At 71.2% G+C, this 22,057-nt stretch carries 20 protein-coding genes; 9 read left to right on the top strand and 11 right to left on the bottom strand.

Annotated elements, in window-relative coordinates:
* Nucleotides 1-681: 681 nt before the first annotated feature.
* Both ACFVU3_RS34365 and ACFVU3_RS34360 read left to right on the top strand, forming a co-directional pair.
* Nucleotides 682-1,302, top strand: coding sequence for a hypothetical protein (locus tag ACFVU3_RS34365; protein ID WP_383797696.1), 621 nt, complete (start codon nt 682-684; stop codon nt 1,300-1,302).
* A 55-nt stretch (nt 1,303-1,357) separates the two neighbouring features.
* A complete protein-coding gene (locus tag ACFVU3_RS34360) occupies nt 1,358-1,774 on the top strand; it encodes a helix-turn-helix domain-containing protein (protein ID WP_042809017.1) in 417 nt (138 codons plus the stop codon).
* 1,389 nt (nt 1,775-3,163) lie between these two features.
* Here the strand turns inward: ACFVU3_RS34360 and ACFVU3_RS34355 are convergent.
* From ACFVU3_RS34355 to tpg (ACFVU3_RS34340), 4 genes are all read right to left on the bottom strand, one after another.
* Complete coding sequence (locus tag ACFVU3_RS34355) at nt 3,164-3,436, bottom strand: hypothetical protein (protein ID WP_351583142.1); 273 nt, start codon at nt 3,434-3,436, stop codon at nt 3,164-3,166.
* Complete coding sequence (locus ACFVU3_RS34350; protein WP_351583139.1) at nt 3,436-3,669, bottom strand: hypothetical protein; 234 nt, start codon at nt 3,667-3,669, stop codon at nt 3,436-3,438. The genes ACFVU3_RS34355 and ACFVU3_RS34350 overlap by 1 nt, the downstream gene beginning before the upstream one ends.
* Before the next feature lie 295 nt (nt 3,670-3,964).
* A complete protein-coding gene (locus tag ACFVU3_RS34345; RefSeq protein ID WP_390072550.1) occupies nt 3,965-4,735 on the bottom strand; it encodes a hypothetical protein in 771 nt (256 codons plus the stop codon).
* 105 nt (nt 4,736-4,840) lie between these two features.
* The gene (gene tpg / locus ACFVU3_RS34340; protein WP_390072548.1) at nt 4,841-5,431 is read right to left on the bottom strand and encodes a telomere-protecting terminal protein Tpg; all 591 of its coding nucleotides are present in this window, start codon (nt 5,429-5,431) and stop codon (nt 4,841-4,843) included.
* A 92-nt stretch (nt 5,432-5,523) separates the two neighbouring features.
* On the opposite strand from tpg (ACFVU3_RS34340), the gene ACFVU3_RS34335 reads away from it, so the two are divergent.
* Both ACFVU3_RS34335 and ACFVU3_RS34330 read left to right on the top strand, forming a co-directional pair.
* Nucleotides 5,524-6,054, top strand: a complete 531-nt coding sequence (locus ACFVU3_RS34335; protein WP_390072546.1) for a DUF6233 domain-containing protein — start codon at nt 5,524-5,526, stop codon at nt 6,052-6,054.
* An 84-nt stretch (nt 6,055-6,138) separates the two neighbouring features.
* On the top strand, nt 6,139-6,639 hold the full coding sequence (locus ACFVU3_RS34330; protein ID WP_390072544.1) for a hypothetical protein: 501 nt from the start codon (nt 6,139-6,141) through the stop codon (nt 6,637-6,639).
* A gap of 110 nt (nt 6,640-6,749) precedes the next feature.
* Here ACFVU3_RS34330 and tpg (ACFVU3_RS34325) read toward each other — a convergent pair whose 3' ends face one another.
* Together tpg (ACFVU3_RS34325) and tap are read right to left on the bottom strand one after the other, a co-directional pair.
* Nucleotides 6,750-7,313: a telomere-protecting terminal protein Tpg gene (gene tpg, locus ACFVU3_RS34325; protein ID WP_390072542.1), complete on the bottom strand. Its 564-nt coding sequence runs from the start codon at nt 7,311-7,313 to the stop codon at nt 6,750-6,752.
* Nucleotides 7,314-7,328: 15 nt separating this feature from the next.
* A complete protein-coding gene (tap, locus tag ACFVU3_RS34320; protein WP_390072540.1) occupies nt 7,329-9,563 on the bottom strand; it encodes a telomere-associated protein Tap in 2,235 nt (744 codons plus the stop codon).
* 220 nt (nt 9,564-9,783) lie between these two features.
* Here tap and ACFVU3_RS34315 point away from each other — a divergent pair, with 220 nt between their 5' ends.
* The gene (locus tag ACFVU3_RS34315; protein ID WP_390072555.1) at nt 9,784-11,574 is read left to right on the top strand and encodes a zeta toxin family protein; all 1,791 of its coding nucleotides are present in this window, start codon (nt 9,784-9,786) and stop codon (nt 11,572-11,574) included.
* Here ACFVU3_RS34315 and ACFVU3_RS34310 read toward each other — a convergent pair.
* Nucleotides 11,532-11,798 carry a hypothetical protein gene (locus tag ACFVU3_RS34310; RefSeq protein WP_390072538.1) on the bottom strand — a complete coding sequence of 89 codons (267 nt, stop codon included), beginning with the start codon at nt 11,796-11,798 and terminating at the stop codon, nt 11,532-11,534. The two genes, ACFVU3_RS34315 and ACFVU3_RS34310, sit on opposite strands and share 43 nt — an antisense overlap.
* Nucleotides 11,799-11,954: 156 nt before the next feature.
* Between ACFVU3_RS34310 and ACFVU3_RS34305 the strand changes: the two genes are divergently transcribed.
* On the top strand, nt 11,955-14,636 hold the full coding sequence (locus ACFVU3_RS34305; protein WP_390072536.1) for an ATP/GTP-binding protein: 2,682 nt from the start codon (nt 11,955-11,957) through the stop codon (nt 14,634-14,636).
* A 208-nt stretch (nt 14,637-14,844) separates the two neighbouring features.
* Here ACFVU3_RS34305 and ACFVU3_RS34300 read toward each other — a convergent pair whose 3' ends face one another.
* Nucleotides 14,845-15,243, bottom strand: coding sequence for a hypothetical protein (locus ACFVU3_RS34300; RefSeq protein WP_390072534.1), 399 nt, complete (start codon nt 15,241-15,243; stop codon nt 14,845-14,847).
* A complete protein-coding gene (locus ACFVU3_RS34295; RefSeq protein ID WP_390072532.1) occupies nt 15,243-15,509 on the bottom strand; it encodes a hypothetical protein in 267 nt (88 codons plus the stop codon). Before ACFVU3_RS34295 ends, ACFVU3_RS34300 begins: the two co-directional genes overlap by 1 nt.
* A 225-nt stretch (nt 15,510-15,734) precedes the next feature.
* Between ACFVU3_RS34295 and tcmP the strand changes: the two genes are divergently transcribed.
* Nucleotides 15,735-16,868, top strand: a complete 1,134-nt coding sequence (tcmP, locus tag ACFVU3_RS34290) for a three-Cys-motif partner protein TcmP (protein WP_390072530.1) — start codon at nt 15,735-15,737, stop codon at nt 16,866-16,868.
* 44 nt (nt 16,869-16,912) lie between these two features.
* On the opposite strand, the gene ACFVU3_RS34285 is transcribed toward tcmP, so the two are convergent.
* Entirely contained in the window at nt 16,913-17,659 is a 747-nt protein-coding gene (locus ACFVU3_RS34285) for a DUF5131 family protein (RefSeq protein ID WP_390072553.1), read from the bottom strand.
* A 390-nt stretch (nt 17,660-18,049) separates the two neighbouring features.
* Between ACFVU3_RS34285 and ACFVU3_RS34280 the strand changes: the two genes are divergently transcribed.
* Both ACFVU3_RS34280 and ACFVU3_RS34275 read left to right on the top strand, forming a co-directional pair.
* Nucleotides 18,050-18,970, top strand: coding sequence for a hypothetical protein (locus ACFVU3_RS34280; RefSeq protein WP_390072528.1), 921 nt, complete (start codon nt 18,050-18,052; stop codon nt 18,968-18,970).
* A gap of 508 nt (nt 18,971-19,478) precedes the next feature.
* A complete protein-coding gene (locus ACFVU3_RS34275) occupies nt 19,479-20,375 on the top strand; it encodes a hypothetical protein (protein ID WP_390072526.1) in 897 nt (298 codons plus the stop codon).
* A gap of 27 nt (nt 20,376-20,402) precedes the next feature.
* Here ACFVU3_RS34275 and ACFVU3_RS34270 read toward each other — a convergent pair whose 3' ends face one another.
* Nucleotides 20,403-22,049 carry a hypothetical protein gene (locus tag ACFVU3_RS34270; RefSeq protein WP_390072524.1) on the bottom strand — a complete coding sequence of 549 codons (1,647 nt, stop codon included), beginning with the start codon at nt 22,047-22,049 and terminating at the stop codon, nt 20,403-20,405.
* Nucleotides 22,050-22,057 lie beyond the last annotated feature (8 nt).

The following is a 22,057-nucleotide window of genomic DNA, read 5'->3' as shown; positions in this document are numbered from 1 at the left end:
GCCCGGACGGGGTTCGGGTTTTGAGCGTGCATCAGCGCCCGCATTGATCCCACCACTTAGGCGAGGAATCACGAATTGGGAAGTGTCCGGCATCGGCCACAGAACGGTACCTCGGATATCGGAAAGCCGGAATTCCGGCGTGCGGAGGTACCGGAGCCGAGCGGCCCCCCAGGGCCGGGCGGCGGAACCGTCCTCCGGGACCAGCCACGCTTCCGGGCTTTTGATCGTCTCGGCTGGTACCACCCGAGACTCAGAGCCGCTGCTGCTGTCCCCAACCCGCACCCGAGTACGGCGCCGCACGCGAAGCGAGCTCAGCCACGGAGGCCGGCTACCCCGATCCGGTGGGTGTCGACGAAGACACGCCCGCTGTGACCAGCGCTTTTTGCCGCGCGGTGCGCGGCGTGGCAGCGGGGGCTGGGGTGGTGGCTGGTGTCTAAAGACACCTAAGAGGGATCCACGCCGAAAACGGCTCTGACCTGCGGCGATGCGAAACCGTTTGTTCTAGGTTTCCAGAACAAACGGCTCCCGAGTGTTCTGGAAACCTAGAACAAAGTCACCCCGAACCTGACGGGTCGTTAGGTGACTGTGAGGCACCGTTTGTTCTGCCCCTCCAGAACAAGCCGGTTTACCTAGTGCTACCGTGCTCACCGAACCGTTGATCATCCCTGGAGGACTGTGCCGATGGAACAGCTGCCGATCGTCCGCCCCGGCGAGCGCGTGGTCGCGCGGTCGGACGGCAAGGGCGGCTTGATCCTGGGCGTGGAGAAGATCCAGGGCCGCGAGTTCGCCGCGAGCGCCGAGGTCAGTGGCTACGTCCTGGACGCCCGGCTGCTCCTGGACGTGCTCGGCAGCCTGAAGGCGCCCGGCAGCTGGTTCCAGGTCTGGTGCAAGCTCATGGCGCTCCAGAACGCGAACCGGTCCGACGACAAGGACCGCGCGGTCCCCCGCGGCTTCGTGAAGACCAACCAGCGTGATCTTCAGACCCGGTGCAACCTGTCGGCAGCCTCCGTGAACGAGGCCAGCCAGTTCTTCACGCACATCGGCTGGATGCGCACTGCCAGGCGCGGCACCCTCCAGCTGAACCCGTGGCTGACGGTGGCCGGCACCTCCGGCGAGCAGGAGAAGTGGCAGAAGCTCTGGAACGCCGCCGAGGGCCCGGTCTGCATCATCCCGCACCCCGACTACCCCACCGAGTGGCGCCAGGAGCGGGAGGCCGAGAAGAAGGCCACCGAGGCCGCCCGCCGCAAGGAGAAGGTCGTCACGCTCCGCCAGCGGAAGCCCGTGCGCAAGGCGAGCGCGTGATCCCGCGCGGCATATCCTCGTTGTTGCAGCGTCGTCCTGATCGGAAGTGGTGAGCGTGAGCAGCTCTTACGTCCCCAGCCCTCCCACAGAGGCGCCCGTCGAGATCCCCCGCGCCGTGCTCCGCCTCCTTGCCCTGGTCGACATCACCACCGCCGGCCGCCGCGTCCTGGACGAGCTGATGTACCTGAGCGACCCGGACAGCGGCACCGCCACGATCAGCCAGAACGAGATGGCGCGCGAACTGGGGGCCAGCAAGCCCACGGTGAACCGCGGCTTCAAGGAGCTGCGCGAGTGCGGACTCGCCTGGAGCCTCGAAGACGGCCTCTACCAGCTCCACCCACTGCTGACCGGCGGCAAGGTCGCCTACCCCATGCCGATTCCGGAGATCAAGGCCGCCGAGCCCGAGCGCTTCACCGAGCAGCGACGGGCCCGGTACGCCGCCCAGGTCGCCAACCTCGCCGCCACAGGCTGACGGCCCCGGCCCCGCGAAGCCACGAGGCGCTGCACCCCCCGGGTGTAGCGCCTTCTTCGTGCCCGCGATCAAGCCGGTACCACTAGCTAAACCGGGTTGTTCTGGAGGAGCAGAACAACCAGCGGGCGCAGGCCCGAACACGGGATCGCCTCCGGTAGCACCAGCTGAACCGGTTTGTTCTGCTCCTCCAGAACAAACTCGTCCGTCGCCCAGGTAGCGGCTGCGCGAGCCCCGGCCGAGCAGCACGTCGGGAGCAGCAGCCGCGAGCCGGTAGCCGGCCCCGGTGCAGCACCCGCCCGCTGCACCGGTGAGGTTGGCCTTGCTACACGAGCAGCAGCCGTGTCCCGCCCGGGTCGTGCGAATGCTGCGCTGCACCCCGGAGCCGAGCTGCTGCACCCAGCCGGTCAGCAGCAGCGCGAGCAGCAGCAGCGCCTTGCACCCTTCACCGCGAGGAGCAGCAGGAGCAGCAGGGACAGCAGCGAGCAGCACGACCGTGCTGCACCGGACTGCGGCCGAGGCCCCAGGACGGGGCTGGGGCGCGGGGCCGTCTTGCACCCCAATGTAGGTAGGTACTTGTAGTACCTATGTGCGGGTTGTATCTCCTTCCCCCTGAGAGCAGAGCTCGGACCGGGAGCAGCGAGAGGCAGCGACCGAGAGGAGGCGCCGGCGCCCGTCGCGGAGCCGTCGCCGAGGAGCAGGGCGCTTCACCCGCCGCCCGAAGCGCTGTACGCCGCTGTGGGCGCCTTTCAGGGCCTTGATCGTCGCTCGGGAGCCCGGAGGGCGTCAGAACGCCGCAGACGGCCGTACAGAGCCGGGAAGGATCATGTGCGCCGGACGCCGGGGTCGGCCTCTGCTGAGGCGAGGGCGGGTGATGTGTGCCCGCGCAGCGCGCTTCGCTCTCAGGGGGAGAGATCTACAACCCGCACATAGGTACTACCTGTAGTACCTACCAATGGGGTGCAAGGCGCGCTCCGGCCGGTCCGGGCCGGGGCCTGCAACGCGGAGCGCAACACGCGCCCGATCGGCGCGGCGCGGGGTGTTGCCGCAGGTCATGGCCGCAACGCGGACTCTGTTGCACTCGTGCGTTGCACAGGCGTGTTGCAGGGCGCGCCGTCGGCCTGGAGCTCTGGGCCGACGGCGGCGCGGTGATGGGTGCAAGGCGGGTGGCGAGCCCGTCGGAGGCGATGACTGCCCGGCTGTACTTCCGGTACTTCGCCTACGGCGGGTGGGAAGAGTGCGCTCGTCCCTTGGTCAGTCAGTCTTAGGTCTTCCTTGTACGCGAGCGATCCCTCACCAACCCGCGGACCCGATCCCTCACCAACCAACGAACATGTGGAGGGGCCGGCCGTGCCAGCAGCACGCGGTCGGCCTGGTCCAGGACGTCGCGGGTCAGACCTCGAGGTAGGCGACCACGACCACGGTCCGCAAAGCCGTCACCCAGTACAACAAGCGCACTCGCTCGACCTCGTCGGCGTACTCGCGCAGCTGGGGGCCGGCGGTGTCGCCGGGGATCGGCTCGCCGACCTCGGGGTCGACGGAGACGACGACCAGGGCGCGGTCCAGGGCGTGGATCTCCGCCTCGCTGGCCAGGTTCTCCAGTTGCTTGGCGGCGGAGTCGGAGAACGCGATCCGGGCGCGGCGGGGGCCGTGCTGCGGGGGCATCAGGCGACGGCCGGGCGCTGGGAGGCGAGGCGGGCGAGGTGGGCCTCGCGCAGCTCCTCCCACGGGGTGCACTGCTCGGGGTCGGGCAGGCCGTTGGTGGCGATGTCCTCCAGGACGGCGGCGAACCGGTCGGCGTCGGCGCGGGTCTTGGCCGCGTACGCGCGGACCGCGTCGGCGGCCGCAGGCTCCAGTCGCCGGGCGGCGGTGTCGGCGGGGGCCGGCTGTTCGCTCATCGAGGGCTCCAGAGGGCAGAACTGGCGTTGCTCACCACGGTATCGCCGGGCCATGGGGCCCGGGACCACTCCGGCCGAACCCGGGCTCACGATCACGTTCCGTACGGATCAACCGGCGTCCGGGGTTTCAACTTTTATGTGTCACGCCCGCCTGCGGATCCCGGCCTGGACGGCCCGGAGCGTTGCTGAAACGGACATTCGCGGACGTATTGAAGGTGGCGTGACGCTTTCCGGGGTGTGCGTGACAGCCGGTGTCACGCACACGCCCTGTGAGCGTGACACCGGAGGGGCCCGGTCAGGGGACCTCGGGGCGGGCGCGGGTGAGGAGCGCGGCGAGCGCGCCGACGGCCTCGGGCTCGGTGGCGGCGAGCCGGGCCGCGAACGCCAGCTCGTCGGCGGCGGCGCCGGGGACCAGGCGCAGGAGTTCGCCGAGCAGGGCGGCGTGCGCGAGGACGGGCGGGGGCAGCAGGCCGGCGGCGGCGTCGCGGGCGGCCGGGTCGCGGTAGTGGCCGCGGTGCGCGGCCAGGGCGTGCGCGAGCCAGGCGTCGACGTCGGCCTGGACGTAGCCGCCCGCGCGGCGGGTGAGCTCGTCGCGTACGGCCTCGTCGCCTTCGGCCGGCTCGGCCTGGTCCAGGGTGCCGAGGTCGCGCAGCACCTGGAGGTGGTTGGCGCGGGCCGCGATCCGGACGGCTTCGCGCAGCTCGGCCTCCCGGGCGGCGGCGGCCGCGGCGTCGGCGGCGAGCTCGGCCTGGACGACGTCGTCGGCGTCCGGGTCGTACCGCGTGCCCGCCGGCGCCCCGGAGAGCAGCGCGGCGATGCGCTCCCACTCTGCGAGCTCCGCCGGGCCACGGAGGTCGTCGGCCAGGTCCTCGTACCGGGACGCCTGCCGCGCTTCGAACCGCGCCTCCTCGAGGGCCGCCGCGACGAGGCCCGCGTCCATGCCCTTCGCCTCGCGCCGTACGACGCGGCGGCCGATGCGGGCGGGGTCGACCGGCTCGCGGGGCGCGGCGATGCGCGGAGGGAGCGGACGGTGGGCGGTGTGCCGGGGCGGCCAGGGCGTGGTCATCGTCGGCCTCGCAATCGTGGTCCGGAATCAGGGAGCGGGCCGCCGCCAGAGCGTTGTCGACGACCCGCCGAATACGGTTTATAGCAGCTTCGGAATTCGTCCGGGTCAGAACCGGAAAGCTATCGCCACAACGTTTGTGAAATCTGCGCGCAGGCCCTTGGCTCGGGTGCCCCATTCGGTGAAATAGGACTCGGTGATGGCCTCGGCGACGAGCGGATGTAGGTCCTCATCCGTCGCTCCGGATGCCTGGAGCTCCAGGATCTGCTTGGCGTAGGTGGGTGAGATGTCCGTGGTGATGGAGCGCTCGCGGCCGTCGTCCGAGCTGCCCTTGCCGACGAATCCGAAGTACGCCGTGACGTCCACCATCATGCCGCTGGTGGTGGAAGCCTGTTCGCGGACCTGGGCCCTGACCTGCGGTTGCCACTCGGATTCGGTCTCCTCCACCAGGGCGGCCTGGAGCCGCTTCTGCGGGGTCGTCAGGGTCCCGGCGCGGTAGCGCTCCACCGTCCGGCGGGAGACGCCCAGGCGCTCGGCCAGGGCCTTGGTCGAACCCTTCGCGCGCGTGAGGAGGAATTTCATCTGGGCCTTTGCGGATTTCGGCGCGGGCCGGGTGAAGACCTTCCGCTCTGCCTGCGCGAGGGCTTCCAGGACCTTGCCGCGGCCCGGGGCCGGCTGCTGTGCATCGTCGTTCGTCATACCGGCATGCTCTGGGCCCCGACCTGTGGACAGAGTCCGCGTTCGCGCAGGTCAGTGCGGGTGCTGTCGGGGTTGGCGCCTACGGTGGAGGCATGACGTCGTCCTCCGCCCCCTCCGAGCCGGTGCCGGTCCCCATCCGGGTGCTGCTGCCCGGGGACCAGGACGTCGTCGGACGCCTGTGGTCCAAGCGCCAGGTCCGCGACGGCTGGCTGTACGAGGTGGGGATCCCCGCGTACCGCAACGGCCCCGGGGACACGGTGGAGCCAGCCGAGTACCGGGTCTGGGTGCGCGCGCCGCAGCACGTACGGCCCCTGGACGGTGTCTCGTACGACGACGTGCCCGTGGAGTACCTGGAGCCGCCCTCGCTCGTGGAGCGGGAACTGGGGCCGCGCCGCCCGTCCGGCTGGGTGCTGGCGAAGGCCGGCGGCCGCGGGCCCGGCCGGGGCACCGTCCACGCCGTCGACTGCGCGGAGGCCCCTGCCGGGGCGCCGGTGCTCACCCTGGACCGGGCCCTGGACGCGGCGCAGCACCCGGGCACCCGGCTGTGCTCCCTGTGCGGGGCCGCGGCCGAGCTGGACCCGGTCCTCCGAGGCTTCGACCGTGGCTTCGGCGGCGACGACTAGCCGTCGGCCTCCCTCGGGGCCGACGGTGAACGCGCGCGGAAAACCGGTCCCTCGCGGCCGAGCTGCCGGTGCACAATGCCCGGCATGACCTATGTGAGCCCGTTCGGCGACATGGACTCGGACCACGAGTGGCCCGACGCGCTGTGCCTGTCCCGCGAGCACTGCGCGAACCCGTCCGACGAGACGATCGGCGAGTTCTACGCGGGCGCCGTCACGTTGATCGACGCCGGGATCCCGCAGCCGGCCTTCTTCCTCGCCCGGCAGCTGGCTGAGCTCTCGTTGAAGGCGCTCGTCGGACCTGGGCAGAGCTTCAACCACGACCTCGGCAAGCTGCTGAAGCATCTGCAGGAGAGCGGCGACGACCTCTTCGCCGGGGGCGAGGAGCAGCACCTGGTCGTCGAGTTCGTGCGGGACCTGTACGCCCGTGACCCGAAGGGCGACCAGGGACGCTACGCGACCACCAAGGGCGGGGCTCCCTCGCTGGCCAAGGTCTGCTGCGCGAACCCCCCGCTCTTCCGCCGGTACGTCGACCTCCTCTTCGGCTACACGCAGGAGCGGCTCATCCGTGTAGCCCAGGCCGTCTGAGACGCGGAGCAGCACGATGGCCGGCCCTTGAACGGGCCCGCGTACGGACGCCCGTGAGCCCCGGACCGATGCGGTCCCGGGCTCACGGGCTGTTCGGGGTGATGCCTGGCTCAGAGGTCGAACTCGAGGTCCAGGACGTCGTTGATCTGGACCTCTTCGAGGGAGCCGGCGCGGCGGCCGCTGTCCTGGAAGTAGACCTCCTTGAGGGCTTCGGCGGTGAGCTGACGCAGGGTGTTCTCGTTGGCTCCCTGCTGCTGAGCGTCGAAGAGCCGGGCAGCGTGCTGCGGGGGCAGAGCGACGGTGAGGTGCCGGATGCGGGCCTCGTCCGTGCTGTCCATCGGCGCCCCGGTATAGCCGAGGCGGGCGTGGACGTCGATGACGATGCCGCCGGTGGTCGCCGCCTTCTCCCGGGCCTTGGCCCTGATCTGCGGCTGCCAGCGCTTCTTCACCTCGCGCTCCAGGCGCGCGGCGAGGTCGGCGCGCGGCTTCTTGGCCTGGCCCGCGACGTACCGCTCCACCTGCCGCTGCGAGATCCCGAGCACCTCGGCGACCGCCTTGGTGGCCTTGAGCTGCTTGACCAGGTACCGCATCTGCGTGCCCGCGCCCTTGGGTGCGGGGCGGGTGAACGCCTTCTGCACCGCCTGGTCCAGGCCGTCCCCGAACTCCTTGGCCATCGCCTGTCCGCTCCCCTACTCGCCGTTGTCGTCGTCGGTGACGTTGCCGTCCTTGATGTACCGGGCGAGGTTGAGCTCCGGCGCGTTGTGACGCTCGCGGACCTCCTCGCCCCACAGCACGCTCTGGGTGCCCTCCCACTTGACCAGGCCCGGGTTGATGCCGAGCTTGAAGCCGCCCGGGAGCGGCTTGCCCTCCCGGTAGGGCAGGAAGTCCAGCGGGCTCGGTCCGTTCGCGGCGTAGACGACGCAGTCGGACAGGATCGCGATCGGGTACTGCCCGGTGAACGCCGCGTGCTTGACGATCTTGCGGTGCAGGTTGATCCGGGTGCGGGAGATGACCGCCGCGCGGATGTCCGGCCGCCACGTCGGCCGGGACAGCGCGCGCCACGGCTCGCCCGGTCGCCAGCCCTCGCCGCGGGGCCGCTCGCGGAGCTTGCCCAGGCCGCCCTTGACGGTCGCCTTGATGGCCGAGGCGACGATCGCCATCTGCGGGTCGCGCTGCTTGTAGCCGTCCATCGCCGTCAGGAAGTCCTGCGGCGACAGGTCGGCGTCGACGCCGAGGTCGGCCATCGTGGCGAGGTAGGCGTCCCGCAGGCGGCTGTACCAGCCGTCCAGGTAGCGGCCGTTGTCGTACCGGACGTACGCCTCGGTCGGCGCGACGTCGTAGCCGAGCTCCACCGCGTACGCCACCGTCGGCGTCGCGTACCAGGCCGGCCCCTCGGGGCGGTCGCCCTTCGGCGTGAACGGGGAGGGCAGCAGACTGCCGTCCAGCTGCACCCACTCCTTGCCGACCTTCACCTTCGACAGGTCGACGTGGCTCAGGTCCACCAGCCACGAGCCGGGCAGCTTCGGGTCGAAGACCGGGTTTTTCACGTGCGTGGGCGCGCCCAGGCCGACGATCAGGCCGTTGGCGCCCGCGGCGAACGCCATGTTCACGTCCAGGCCGACGAGGTGGCGCAGGGTGCACTCGTCGTCGGTCATGGGCCGGGCCCAGTCGTACGCCTCCTCGAAGAGCCGCTCGCCGGGGCCGCGGACGTGGAAGCGGCCCAGGTCCTTGAGTAGCGGGTGCCCGTCCGGGGCTTCGCACGGGGCGCAGTCCACCGGGTCCTTGCCCAGGGAGCCGGGGGTCTTCTCGTCGGCCTGGCGCAGGGCGCCGGTCTCCTCGTCCCGCACGGCGTAGGTCGGCGGGTGCAGGGCGGTCATCAGCTCCAGGCCGGTGACGGCGGTGGAGCCGCGCGGCGTCATCACCCGGGACGCGTACACGCCCAGGAGCCGGGCGAGTTCCGCCGGCGCCAGCTGTTCGGCCGTGCCCCAGTGGCGGGTGTCCAGCGCGTTCCACGAGGGGATGCAGAGCTGGACGCACTGCCGGTCGGAGCCCTTGGCGGGCCGGTAGATCCGGGCCCAGGGGCCGAGGCCGCGCTTGGTGAGCTGCCAGTCGGCGCGGGTCAGCTGCTTGATGACCTTGTGGCCCTCCGGGATGCGTCCGGCGGACCGCTCCTCCTCCGTGAGGGTGGCCGGGAGGCCGTAGCGCTCCAGCGCGGCTTCGGTGAGGACGATCAGCGGGTCGGCGTCCTTGCCGGGGCCGACGAACTTGGGCTGCCCGAGCCGGGCCTCCTTGAGGGTCCAGTCGACCAGGGACGGCAGGGACTTGGCGGGCACGTCCAGGACCAGGCCGCCGGTGCAGTACGCCAGCACCTTGCCGTCCTCGACGTCCAGGACCGCGAGCGGGCCGTTCTCGAACCGCGGGTCGGTGCCGCCCGCCGGGGTGTTCGCTGGGGCGGCCTTCTTCGCCGCCGGGCGGCGCGACGTCGACGACGTCCTGGGGGCGGGCGCCGGGCGGGCCTCGGCCGGGGCGGCAGCGGCGGCGGGAGCAGGGGCGGGGGTCTGGGTGTTCTCGGTTGAAGTCATGGCCGCAGCCTCGGGGGCCGGGCCTGTGGACAGAGTCGGCGCTTCGGCAGGGGCGGGCGCGCCGCTGAACGTCGCGGGCACCGGGGCAGCCGGCTCCTCGGGCGCGGGGTAGAGCTCGGCGAGCTGCTTGAGCAGCCGGGCGTACGCGTCGCGCTCCGGCGGGCGGGGCTCGGTCTTGCCGGACTCCCAGCCGGACACCGTGGCGCGGCGGACCTGCAGCGCGGTGGCCACCTCGTCGATCGTCAGGCCGTGCGCGGCGCGCAGCCGCTTGCGTTCGGCCGGCGGCGGGAGCGTGGCGCGGGACGCGATCAGGGCGTCGACCGCGTCGAACAACTCGGACATGGAACACCTCCTATCCACTACCCTACCCCACAGAGCGAACATTTCGCGTACGTTCTGCGTACGAATCGCGTACACATCGCGGGCATGGGGTTAGAGTGACAACTGAGTGGGGCAGCGCGGCGTTCCTCCCGCGCAGTCCGGAACGGCCCGCCAGATCGGGCACGTTCTCGGAATCACGGCCAGGAGACGTCAGTGGAGGTACGGCAAGTTGTCCGCCGAAGTGATCGTGGCGAAGTTGACGGCGGGCGCAGTAGCGCAGGAACACCCGGTGGTGGTGTTCGTGGCCGGGCAGGCCGGCAGCGGCAAGACGCTGGTGATGGACCTGGTGCACGCTGCTCTTGAGCAGCGGGGCGGGGCGGTGCGGGTGGAACGGGATGCGTACAAGGCCATCCACCCCGACTACCAGCACTTCCTGGCGGAGGATGTCCGCACAGCCGGGGTGCGAGTACGTGATGAGACCTACCAGTGGCAGGCCGAGGTCGAAGCCCGGGCCCGAGCCGCCCGATACGACGTGGTGGCCGAGGAGGCCATCGCGGACCCGGCCGGGTGGCTGGCTTCGGCGGCCGCCTACCGCGCGGCCGGCTACAGGGTTGAGGTCGTCGCCCTGGCGGTGCCGGAAGCCGTGTCCCAGCTCGGCGTCCTGGACCGCTACCTGCGCCTGGCCGACGAGGGCCGAGCCCGGTACGTCGGCTGGAACAACCACGACGCCTGTGCCGCAGCTTTACCCTCGGCCCTCGCGGATATCGAGGCCGGGCACCTGGCCGACCGCGTCCTGGTGGTCCGGCGCGACGGACAGGTCCTGTACTCCAACGAACACGGGCCCGATGGGCGATGGCTGCGGCCGGCCGGTGCACGCGAAGCGCTGCTCGCCGAACGGGCACGTCCGTGGGGTGCCGCGGAGACAGGGGTGTTCCGCCGACAGCTCGCCGACGCGGACCGCCGGGCATACGACCCGCGGCTACCCGCCGACTGGGCGCTGGCGGTGCAGCGGAATGCCGAACGGGCCGCCGCGCTCGCCGAACCGGTACGCCGGACCGCGCAGGCCCGCCGCCAGCCACCCGGCACGGACTACCACCGCCTGTCCGCCGCCGAGCACCGGTGGACGTTCGACGTGCTGATCGCCCCCGTGCTCCTGGAGGGGGTCACGTCGCAGGAGCGTCCCGTGGCCGTGTACGTGATGGGGCAGCCAGGCTCCGGCAAGACCCGCCTGGCGCCGATGGTCCGCAGGGCGCTGCGCGGGCGGCCCGTCCACATCAGCGGCGACGACTTCAAGACCATGCACCCCGACTACCTCCAGCTGCTGAAGGAGGAGCCTCGTACGGCGGGCGAGCGGATCCGTGCCGACTACCGGGCCTGGCAGGCGATGGCCGAGGCACGGGTGCGGGAGCGGCGCGGGGACGTGGTCATCGAGATCGCCCCGGGCAGCGCGAACGGGTTCGTGGAGAGCGCCAGGCTCTACCGGGAGGCCGGCTACCGGGTGGAGCTAGTGGTGCTGGGCGTGCGGGCGGCGGATTCTCGGCAGGGCACCGCCGCCCGCTGCGCCCGGGCCCGCGAGCGCGGCGAGCAGGGCCGCTTCACCACCGCCTACGGGCACGACAAGCACTTCACCGCGCTCGGCGAGGCGGTGGAGGCCGCCGAGGAGGCACGGATCGCGGACTCGGTCATGGTGTGGCGGCGCGACGGCACCGTGCTCTACCGCAACACCCTCACCCCCGACGGTGGCTGGGCGCGGCCGGCGGGCGCGGCAGAGGTGCTGCGAGCCGAGCAGATGCGGCCCTACACCCTCCAGGAGGCCGCCCAGTTCTGGTCGGTGCAGCGGTGGCTGCGGACCGCCGTGCCGCAATACCGCCGCGATGTGGAGGAGATCGCGTTCCTGGCCCGGGCGCTGATGCCCGCACAGCTACGGCCCCGCACGCTCCCCGCTGCCACGGTCACCGCCCTACCCGTGGCCCACACGAGCGGGCACGGCTACGAGCCCGTGGCCTCCAGCTCCTTCAGCCGGGCAGCGTAGAACGCGCCGAGCCGCTCCGCCTCCTCCCCGCTGGCCTCCCGGAGCCGCTCCCGGTCCCGGACACACGCGGTGTACTCCTCGATCAGCTGGTCCAGCCGGCCCGGGGAAGCGGCCGGCGACCGGCGTACGGCGTGGATCTCCTGCTGGTACCAGGCGATCACCTTCCCCACGGTCTCCAGGGTGTCCTCGTGTCCACCGGGAGCCGGGTCTTGCGGATCGTGCACAGGTGCCGCCTTCGTAGAGAAAAGGATCATTGTCGGCCTGTAGTCCGGTTCTCGTCCAGCACCGACAACTCCGGGCCCTTGCCTGCCGGGGTACCTCCACCAGGGTCATCGCGCGGCATAGATTGAGCAGTTGAGACGATCACTTGTGGGGGGACCATGGCCGACCTGCGTGCGCTGTTCAGCTCCAACGACCCGTCGTCGTTCGACGTCGCGGAGGCGTTCACCGACCGGCACAGCCAGTGGGTTCTGGTGGCCGCCACGCTGGAGGAACACCTGCGCCGCATCGCTGGCCCTTCCTTCGACGTGGAGGACCTCGAAGCCCCCCGCAGCAACGTCCTCGTCTTCCACGGCGTGGGCGGCGTCGGGAAGTCGACCCTGCTCCGCAAGATCGAGGCCGCGCTCACCGCCGCCGAACACCGCCCCGAGCAGTGGGGCGCCCCTACCTGGACGGACCGAGTCCTGCCCATCCGGATCGACCTGTCCAGGGCCGCGTCGACCGGCTCGGACTTCGAGCGCGTCATCCTGACGATCCGCCTCGCGCTCGCCGGGGCCCTGGGCCGGCCGATGCCCTCCTTCGACGTGGCGCTGCGCAACTACTGGGAGCACGTCCACCCTGGCGAGCCGCTGGACGAGTACATCCGGCGGTCCGGCCTGGCCGGGAAGTTCGCGGAACTGCTGCCCCAGCAGCTGCAGGCCGGGGCCGGGGAGGTCGCCGCCGCCCTCGCCTTGCCCGGCATCGTCGGCTCGGCCGCCGGACAGCTCACCTCGGCGCTGATCAACGCGCTGCGCGAGCGCCACGAACGCGCCCAGGCCCTGGCCGGGGCCACGCGGACGGCAGCCCTGCTGGAGGCCACCCCTGACCTGGAGGCGCTGTCCTACTACCCGCATCTGCTGGCCTGGGACCTGAGCCGGCTGCCCGCGAAGAAGCGCATCGTCCCGGTGGTTCTGCTGGACACCTTCGAGGACACCGCCGACCGCCACAGGGACTTCGAGCGGCTGCTGCAGCGGCTGGTCTGGCTCATGCCCGGCACCTTCTTCGTCATCGGCGGCCGCAGCCGGCTGCCGTGGGCCGACCCCGCGCTGCACGGCCAGCTCGACTGGACCGGCCCCGCCGCCTGGCCCGGCCTGGCCGCCTCCTCTACCTCCATGACGGTGCCGCAGCCGCGGGCAGCCGGCTCCGGTGCCCGCCAGTATCTGATCGGCGATCTTTCCCCCGAGGACTGCGAGACGCACCTCGCCCGCCGCCTGGTCCAAGACGGCCAGCCCCTCATCGGCGCCGACATCCGGGCTGCGATCACCGCGCGCTCCCACGGCCTGCCCCTCCACCTCGACCTTGCCGTCTCCCGCTTCCTGGAGATCCGCCGCACCAGCCGCACCCCCACCCCGGCCGACTTCGACTGCACCTTCCCCGCCCTCCTGGCCCGCACCCTGTCCGACCTCACCCCCGAAGAACGCCACCTGCTGCGCAGCGTCGCCCTGCTGGACGCCTTCGACCTCGACCTGGCCACCCGTACCGCCGGCCTCGCCCAGCAGGCGCCGGCCCGCCGCCTGGTCGACCGGCCCCTGGTCAACGAGAACCCGTACGCCCTGTGGCCCTACCACCTGCACCGCGCGATCCGCAGCGCCGTCCGCGACGACGACCACAGCGACGACCGCTGGACCCCCGCCGACTGGAACCAGGCCGCCACCCGTGCCCTGGCCGCCCTCGGCGACCAGTGGACCAACGCCACCGCGCTCGGCCCCAGCCGCATGCTCCTGGTCGCCTGCCTGCGCCAGGGCCTTCGCCTGGCCCGCGAACACCGCCTGAGCGACCTGGGCTGGCTCACCAGCGCCGCCCACGCCTACACCGACGACTCCGTGTGGGAACCCCTCTCCCTCCCCACCGACACCAGCGCCGACCCGGCGCCGGACACCCCCGCCGACGCCCTGGCCGAGCTCCTCACCGCGATCGCCCGCCGCCAGCACGAACACCGACAGCGCACCGCCGACCGGCTCACCGCCGTCCTCGACAGCGGACTGCTACCCGCCGAGCTCGCCGAGATGGGCCTGTACTACCGGGCCAAGGCGTACAAGGACCTCAGCCAGAACCAGGCCGCCCGCGCAGGAATGCAGCAGGTTGTCGGCTCGGGCGGCCGGTACGCTCCCCGGGCCCGCCGGGGACTGGCCAACCTCGCCCGCCTCGCCGGCGACTTCCCCACCGCGCTGGCCGCCGTCCCCACCCTGGGCTGGAAAGGCCGCCACCACCGCGTCCTCGGCGACATCCGCTGGTCCCAGGGAGAGACCAGCCAGGCCGTCGCAGCCTTCGAAGCCGGCCGCGCCGAAGCCGAACAGCATGGCGCCGCCGGCGAACGCGCCATGATGCAGGTCCGCCTCGCCCTGGCCGTCTCCTTCGCCGACCCCGCCCGGGCCGAAGACGAACTCGCCCTCGCCCACCAGCTCCTCGACGGCCTCGACCAGCGCTCCAACACCCTCCTCGCGCACACCGTGGCCCTGATCAAGGACGCAGGGCAGCACGGCGTTCCCGACCGCGCGCGGCGCTTGCACGGCGACATCGAGGCGGCCGGACTTCCCTTCCTCCACCGGTTCGTGGAACTTGCGACCGCCTTCCACCACGCCGTCCGCAGTGAGCAGCAGGACCTGGCCGCCACCATCGGCCGCCTGCGTGAGCTCACGGTCAGCGGGGACTTCGCGTACTTCGTCGACGTCGCCCACTTCATGGCTGGCCTGCCCCTGCCGGGCCCCTCAGCCATCCGCTGGACCGAGAGCGAAGAACACGTCCGCTCCGCATGGCGCCGCCTGGTCCACGCCCGGCAGGAACACCTGCTCACCGAAGGCTGACCCCCGCAAGCACGACGGTCCCGGGCCCAGCTCCCCGTCCGGGGCCGTCGCGTGGCTCACCAGAGCGAGGGCCCGGCAAAGCAAATGGTCCGCACGTCGAACGGCGTGCGGACCAAAAAAGAGGGGCAGTGGCCAGCGATGGCGAGTGCCCCTTCAAGTGCATCGACCCTAGCAGGGCGTCTCCGGACCCCGCCGGGACTGTCCTGAGTCAGTGATCAGGATGGACGGCCTGGACGCCGGTGCCGTCGTACAGCTCGGGTTCCAGGGTGAGCAGGTAGCGGCCGGCGGGGAAGTCTGCCGAGGGGCGGGCCGCGTGGATGGCGTGGACGACCGCCCAAGGGTGCCCGGCGTGCAGGAGCTCGGTGGCGGACAGGGCGGCGGCCGTGTCGAAGGGCTCGATCTGGATGAATCGCAGCCCGTTGATGTAGGCGAGCAGGCCGGGCCTTCCGGTGTCGCCAGCGGTCAGGGAGAGCACGGGCGCATAGAGCGTGCCCAGACCGCCGGAGGCTTGCACGTAGAAGGCGGCGACGGCCTCGTTGTACGGGTCCTTCGGGTCATGGAGGGCGGTGGTGGTCGTGTGGTCCAGGACGACGGCGATCGGCCCCACTACGCGGCCGCCGAGTCCTGCCGGGCGCCCAGGCGCTCCAGGAGCCCGCGGGCCTTCGACTCGGCCTCCTCACTCGGCACGGTGCCCAGGACGGAGGCGAGCTCGGCACGGGCCTGCTCTGCACGCTCCGCGTACTCGGCCTGAGTCGGCCGGCCCTCGGCGAGCTCCTCGACCAGCTGCCGGATCGTCGTGCCCTGCTCGACCGCCAGCGCCGCGAGCCGGTCGCGGGTCGCCGCGCTCACCTTGATACTCGTCTCGTCTGCCATACACCGACTCTACTGCCAGTAGAGGACAAGCGTGCAGCTTACGCTGACCCCACCGCGTCGACCCGTCCCGCTGGACACGGGGCGTCGCCATCCGTCCAGCGACGGTCTTGCCTGAGCTCCTCGCCGTGCTTCACCATCTGTAACCAGGCAGATACCGCAGAGCCGGGGGTGGGCATGTCGTCTGGTACGGGCGGGAGCTACTGGGCGGACAAGGCGCTGCCCAGCGTGTTCAAGCACGAGCTGCTCAAGCGCTATCTGCCGCAGTTCGGTGGCATGACGGGCTCGCGATCGCACGACAAGCGCGTCGTTTACCTGGACGGGTACGCGGGCGAGGGCCGGTACGAGAACGGCGAGCCGGCCTCCGGGGAGCTCGCGCTGCAGATCGCTGCGGACCTGCGTTCCCGGGCCGGGTTGACGCTGGAGTGCTTTTTCTCGGAATCCCAGCCGAAGTCGTTCGACCGCTTGCAGGAGGTCGTCCAGCAGTACCGCGCCGGCGGTGTGCTGGCCCACGCCCACCGCGGTGAAGTTGATGGCGTCTTGGACCAGGTCCTTGAGCGGGCCGAGGGGGAGCCGCTGTTCCTTTTCCTTGACCCGTGCGGGCTGGTCCTTCCGCAGGACCGGCTGGTGGACGTGCTGGCCCGCAAACGGCCGCAGGACTGGCCGCCGACCGAGTTGCTGATGAACTTCAGCATGATGGCCGTTTGGCGCCTGGGTGGGCACGTGCGCTCCCCGCAGGGCAACGAGAAGTCGCTGCAGCGCTTCGACGACGTGTGCGGCGGCACCTGGTGGCGCGAGTACTTCGCCGACGCGACGGCCTCCCGCGAGAAGGAAGGGGCGGCCGAGGACGCGATCGAGGCGGTCGCCGCCGAGTACTGCCGTCGCCTGGCCGAGCGCACGGGCATGCTCGTGCAGTCGGTGCCGGTGTCGCACTCACCGCGCAAGCGAGCGGTGTACCAGCTGGTGTTCGCCACCCGCAGCCCCTACGGGCTGTGGGTGTTCGGTGACACCGTCGCCCGGGCCCGGGACGAGTGGTGGAAGACGCTCGAGCTCCGCGAGGAGAAGGACGACGGGCTGTTCTCGGTGACCTCGGTAACGCGGCCAGACCCCAAAGAGGTCGAGACCAAGGCGGTGCCGCAGATCGCGGACAACCTGGAACAGCTTCTGCTGCGGACAGGACGGCCGATCAAACTGGTCGACCACCCTCTGGAGATCTTCGGATCCTTCTACGGGCAGGTCACCGAGCCGGCCGTACGCAAGGCCGTGCAGCTCCTGCACGGGCAGGGCAAGACGCCCAGCAACGGCGTAGGCGTACGCAAGACTCGGGAGATCACCCTCCACCCCGCTCACCGCGCGGCCTGACCGACGCGACCACGCGTAGAGCCGGCGGCAGTGGACGGTCCCGGTCAGGCCGGGACCGTCAGCGGCATCTGGTCCCAGGTCACACCCTCAAGCGTGCGGCCACCGGCCTTTGGGGTGTGGCCACCCCACTGCTTGAAGAAGAACGCCACGTTCTCCTGAACGCACTGGTCCCGGATCTGCGATACCCAAGCGGGATCCATCGGGCGGTGCTTCGGTCCGGACTCGCCGCCCGCGATCACCCAGTGGATGCCGTCCAGGCGCAGGCCGTCGAGCGGGCCGAGCAGCGGTTCGCAGGACAGGAACCGTACGGCGGCCGGCACCTGCCGCAGGTCGTCCACGCGCGGCAGCTCCTTCGCTGTCTCCACCGATACGCCCATCCATACGTTGGCCGGCCAGTCGAGCCGGTCGGCGACCTGCCGCAGGCGGCGGGCGCGCTTGGTCAGGATCTGGTAGGTGTGCTGGGGGGTGTCGGCCATGACCTCGAAGACGCGGCGAACGAAGTCGAGCGGGACGCGGGCGTGGAAGAGGTCCGACATGGAGTTCACGAACACGGTCCGCGGGCTCTTCCATCCGTACGGGATGTCCAGGGCGTCGGGGTGGACCGTGAGGTCGAAGCCCGGCCCGGACGTTCTCGGATCCCCGTCGTTCTGGTACTTGGCCGCGCCCATCGCCTTGAGCCTCTTCGCCAGCGTCAGGGCGTAGCAGTTGTCGCACCCCGACGAGACGCGATCACATCCGGTCGTTGGATTCCAGGTCGCCTCAGTCCACTCAATGGAACTCCGGTCAGCCACTGGTTCGCCTCCATCTCGCCGCGCCTGTTCCAGCACCCCTGGCCCATCAGCGGCACAGCTATCGGAACGGGCATCGCCATACAACCATCCCTCAGCCACCTCTTTCCCCGGAACGGCTGGGGCAGTTGGCCAGGCGCCAGCCCCGGCCTGCGGCAAGAACGTGCTCCCTCACCCGATGGGGGCACCCCTCGCCGTGGCGCCTTGATCCGGTGGCGCACCACGGATTTCATCTGCGCGGGCTCGTGAACGCCCGGCCGCGCGATGGAAGACGCCCCCGCACCCTTTCGCCGAGGACCGGCCAGAAGCATCACCACCCGTACGACACCTGCTGACCCACCTCACCAAAGCGCTCACCGCCGGGGGCCGGTATGGCGCGGAACAGTGACCACGATGCCCCAGGCCGCCCTGGCCCTCACCGAAGACCGCCGCCGCTGCACCGGCGAGTCCCACCAAGCCCTCCATGCATTCCTCCCGGACACCGACCAGCCGCTCACCATCCCCGCGGCTCGGCACCCGGAGCAGGCACAGCTGGAGGCCGCGGTCTTCCTCGCCTGCTGCAAGATCGGCAGCCTCTCCGAGCACCCCCTGGGCATCGTCCAGGTGCGCCCAGACGAAGATGGGCTCACCCTTCGGCTCCTCGACGAGCCGTACGTCGTCCACCATTGGGCCGAGTTCCTTCTCCCCCGCCTGTCCGGTGACGAGGGTGAGCACCCTCTGGACCGCGTCTCGGGGGTTCCCGGTCTCCGCTACCGCCGCGAAAGCAGCGGTATCAGCCTCCACCGCCCCGGGACACCGGCCCGCATCCTGCTCACCGGCTTCAACCCGCGCTGGTGGGAGCGGATCGCCGACCGGCTCACCGCCGACTATGGCCTGCTCCAGTCCGAACCGGACTGGACGCCCACGGAACGGGCCGCGTATGCCGCGGCCGTGAGCTCCCCGTTCGAACCACCGTCGCTCTTTTCTCCCCTGCTGCGCCGCATCCGGGCGACAGCCGGCACCGGCCCGTTCAACGGCACCGATGCCTGGCACGCGGTCGGCGGCTCCTTCCGGATGGAGACCACCGACGGACCGCCGTGCCCCGACTTCATCCGGCTTCTCGGCGACGGCCCCACCGGGTTGGGCTGGAGGGTCGATCACAAGAGCTGCACCTGCCTGTGCGACCACACCCACTCCGGCATGGGCTGCACCATCGACTTCCTCGAACCCACCACGGGCCAGTTCGTGTACTACTCCAACCTCAAGTGGAACCACACCAGCAGCGACCGCCGCAGCCAGTCCATCACCGACCTGAATCGACTCGCCTTCGCCTGATCCCGCCAGGCCGACGCTCGGCGATCAGGGGCAGCCCGACTTCGTGTCAGGGCAGGCCCCACTCACCGGCCGCCGTTTCCAATGGAAACGGCGGCCAGTCCTTCGGGCACGACGGCACTCCCTCTCCAGGGCCCGGAGCCGGGCCGTCCGGGCTGCTCAGCGGCCCTGGGTGACGAGGGCGTCGGCGGCTGCGAAGAGAAGATCACCTTCGGATACCTCCTCGACTCCTTGGAGGCCGCGCATGTCGGCACGCAGAAGTCCTGACGGGCTCCTTGTGAGTGGCGGTCGATCGGCAGCCACGGCGACCAGATGGAGCGGCTCGCAGCGTGACCTCCGGTCGTTGCGCTACGGTGCCTTCGGCTGGACGCGCACCGCCACCCGCCGCAGGCCGACGCCCACGCCGTCGTCCCGCGATCGGCCAAGGTCCTTCGGGGCCCGCGTCGCCCCGACGTCGTTCCTCTTCGTCGACGGGCAGCGTGGGCATGCCCGTCGAGTCCGGAGAAGACCGATGCCGCGTCACCAGAACACCGTTGCCCAGCGCGCCCGGCAGGCCCAGCGCGAGACTGGGGGCAAGTACACCGCCGAGCTCCGCAAGGCCACCCAGGCCGAAGGCCGGCCCGTGCCGTTCACCCTGGGGGAGCTGCTCACCGCGTGCGGGACCTCGCCCGACTGGACCGGCGAGCACCCAGTCGTCGACCCAGATTGGGCACCGGAGATGTTCGACTTCGCCCCGCTGGGCGGGCCGGTGCCGTACTCGACAGTCCTGCTGCTCCTCGGCTTGCTGGCGCCCGCCAGCAGGTCCACCGAGCTGGAACTGGAGTCCCGTAACGGCTTCCACTCCCTGATCGTGGCGTGCGGCGTCCGCCGCTTTGAGATGGTCCTCTCCCAGGACGACTACGTCACCGAGCGGTGCCGCGTCCCGGGCTGCGAGTTCGGGCCGGTCTCCGCGTACACGATCCCCTACTGCGCCCACCGGCACCTCGCCGAGCGTCCCGAGGACGAGCTCGTCGAAATGGCCCAGGCGTGGGGAAACGCCCAGCGCGAGGAGTTCAGTGCCGGTGACCCCGCTGCCGTGCCGCTGGGCAAGGAGGGCGACCAGCTGATCGAGGCCGCCGTCGCCCAGTGCGCCTTCTTCCCGGTCAAGACCGCTCTGATCGAAGCGGCCTACGAGGAGCCCGAGATGGTCGACGTCGTGTACTTCGGCGAGCAGGCCGTGCAGGTGCAGTACGCGATGGACACGGAGCACTTCCGGCTGGAGCGGGTGGCCCAGGCCGCCCACCGCCGCATCCAGAAGCTCGCCGGCGGGCGCTGTGCCTGCGGTGCGGCGCTCCAGATCGGCGCGGGCCTGAAGGTGCCGCCGCAGTTCTGCTCGGCCGTGTGCGCGGCCGCCGCAGGACGGCAGTAGCTGCACGTTGGCCCCGGCCGGACCCGTTCAGAGGCGGGGCACTTGCTGCTCGGTGAGCTTCCTGGCCTCTTTGGAGCGCGCGGAGTGAGGTTCGCCAGGCGTGAGACACCAGGCTCCGGCCTCCTGGCCGCAGTGGGGGCAGGGCACGTCGTACGCCCGCCACACGGTCCGGACCGCCTCGTGCTCCTTCTGCTGCCCTTGGAGTTCGTTGATGGTGGTCCGCAGCCGGTCGGCGTGCGGTACTTGCCGTACGCCGCCGGCACGTGGCCCGTCGTTGACCACGCACTTCTGGCCACGATCCGCCCCGCACCGGGAGCACGGCCTCGTGGTCCAGTACGCCCGGCCGACCTGCCGCTGCAGCGCCGCACCTTCTTGCTGACTGAGCGGGGTGGCCGACCGGGGCGGGAAAGGCAGGTACCGCAGGCGTGTACTCCACAGTTTGAGCTGAGCCTCCCGGCGCTCCCCGAGCTTGCCGGCCTCGGCGGCCACCTGGAACAACTGCTCGACCTTGGACTTCAGGCGCCACGGGTCCCCGTTCGCCGGGAAGCGGCTGATGTCCTCGAGGAGGGTGTCCAGGCGCTCGAGCTTGGCCGCCTCGACGGCGGCCACATAGGCGGCGGCCTCGCGGAGCGAGTGTTCCTCCTCCTCGGTCCGGCCTCCCCGGGTGGCCGCCTTGATCTCCGTCAGGAGCGTCTTGACGCTCCTGGTCCTCTGATCGGCCACGGCCTGGTTCAGGCGGGCGAACAGCTCCCGACGGGCCTCTGTCTCCTTCTTGACCCAGGCCAGGGCGGCGCGGCGGGCGGCGTCCAGCTGGCGCTTGAGCTGCGGGCTCACCCCGGACAGCTCGGCGACCTCGCGGCACACTTCTTCCGCCAGGTCGGTGGACTCGGTCCGGCGGGCGTAAAGCAGCCGGCGCATCAGCTCCTGCGCCTGCGCGTCCTGCGGCAGTTCCTGCTGCTTCTTGCCCGGGGTCCACACGGTGGAATGGGGCGCGCTCCGGGCATGCACGATCCGCTGGACCGCCGGGGTGGAAAGGCCTCGTTCGGTGATCTCGCATTCGTCCAGGGCGAACCACTCGGTTGGCCTGGTGAACGCCTCGGTGCCGATCTGTACCCGACGGGCGGTGCCTTCGCTGTCCAGCCGGATCCGGTGCACGTACCAGCGGCGGATCAGGGTGTCCCGGTCGACCGGCACCGACACGCCCAGCACCGGCTCGATGCCGTCGTCGTCCCATACCGGCTCCACCGCCTGGTCCAGGTGCACGCGCAGCCGGCGGTGCCGGGAGGTGATGTCCACCAGCGAGCCGACCGGTGCCCCGTCCGGCTGGGCGAATGCGATGTCGGCCTCCTCGCCCCTGTTGCGGAACCAGGCGACGGCCGCGGACTTCACGTACAGGTGGTCGGCGCTGGAGATGCCTCGGGCGCGGCGGCCGCAGATGTGGGGCTGGCCGTCGGGGCCGGGGTGGTGGGCGAAGTGACAGACCCGGTCGGTGTAGAGCTTCGTGGTCAGCTGGGCTCCGCATCCGCCGAGGAGCAGACCGCACCAGAACGTGTCGAGCTGATGCCGGCGGCGGAAGGCGTTCAGCTCGATTGCCTCCAGTGGCAGCAACAGCGGCTCCTCCGAGTCCGCGCTGCCCAGCACCGCCGTCTGGATCTGCCGCCGGTCACCCCGCATACCCCCAC

Origin of the sequence: Streptomyces sp. NPDC058052, assembly GCF_042885515.1 — a bacterium.
Classification (GTDB): Bacteria; Actinomycetota; Actinomycetes; order Streptomycetales; family Streptomycetaceae; genus Streptomyces.
This window is presented reverse-complemented; position numbering and strand designations above follow the sequence as displayed.

Excerpts from the sequence above, each read along its gene's own strand:
- ACFVU3_RS34365 (WP_383797696.1), top strand. The coding sequence starts at position 682 with ATGGAACAGCTGCCGATCGTCCGCCCCGGCGAGCGCGTGGTCGCGCGG.
- ACFVU3_RS34355 (WP_351583142.1), bottom strand. The coding sequence starts at position 3,436 with ATGCCCCCGCAGCACGGCCCCCGCCGCGCCCGGATCGCGTTCTCCGAC.
- ACFVU3_RS34350 (WP_351583139.1), bottom strand. The coding sequence starts at position 3,669 with ATGAGCGAACAGCCGGCCCCCGCCGACACCGCCGCCCGGCGACTGGAG.
- ACFVU3_RS34345 (WP_390072550.1), bottom strand. The coding sequence starts at position 4,735 with ATGACCACGCCCTGGCCGCCCCGGCACACCGCCCACCGTCCGCTCCCT.
- tpg (WP_390072548.1), bottom strand. The coding sequence starts at position 5,431 with ATGACGAACGACGATGCACAGCAGCCGGCCCCGGGCCGCGGCAAGGTC.
- ACFVU3_RS34335 (WP_390072546.1), top strand. The coding sequence starts at position 5,524 with ATGACGTCGTCCTCCGCCCCCTCCGAGCCGGTGCCGGTCCCCATCCGG.
- ACFVU3_RS34330 (WP_390072544.1), top strand. The coding sequence starts at position 6,139 with ATGACCTATGTGAGCCCGTTCGGCGACATGGACTCGGACCACGAGTGG.
- tpg (WP_390072542.1), bottom strand. The coding sequence starts at position 7,313 with ATGGCCAAGGAGTTCGGGGACGGCCTGGACCAGGCGGTGCAGAAGGCG.
- tap (WP_390072540.1), bottom strand. The coding sequence starts at position 9,563 with ATGTCCGAGTTGTTCGACGCGGTCGACGCCCTGATCGCGTCCCGCGCC.
- ACFVU3_RS34305 (WP_390072536.1), top strand. The coding sequence starts at position 11,955 with ATGGCCGACCTGCGTGCGCTGTTCAGCTCCAACGACCCGTCGTCGTTC.
- ACFVU3_RS34295 (WP_390072532.1), bottom strand. The coding sequence starts at position 15,509 with ATGGCAGACGAGACGAGTATCAAGGTGAGCGCGGCGACCCGCGACCGG.
- ACFVU3_RS34280 (WP_390072528.1), top strand. The coding sequence starts at position 18,050 with ATGCCCCAGGCCGCCCTGGCCCTCACCGAAGACCGCCGCCGCTGCACC.
- ACFVU3_RS34275 (WP_390072526.1), top strand. The coding sequence starts at position 19,479 with ATGCCGCGTCACCAGAACACCGTTGCCCAGCGCGCCCGGCAGGCCCAG.
- ACFVU3_RS34270 (WP_390072524.1), bottom strand. The coding sequence starts at position 22,049 with ATGCGGGGTGACCGGCGGCAGATCCAGACGGCGGTGCTGGGCAGCGCG.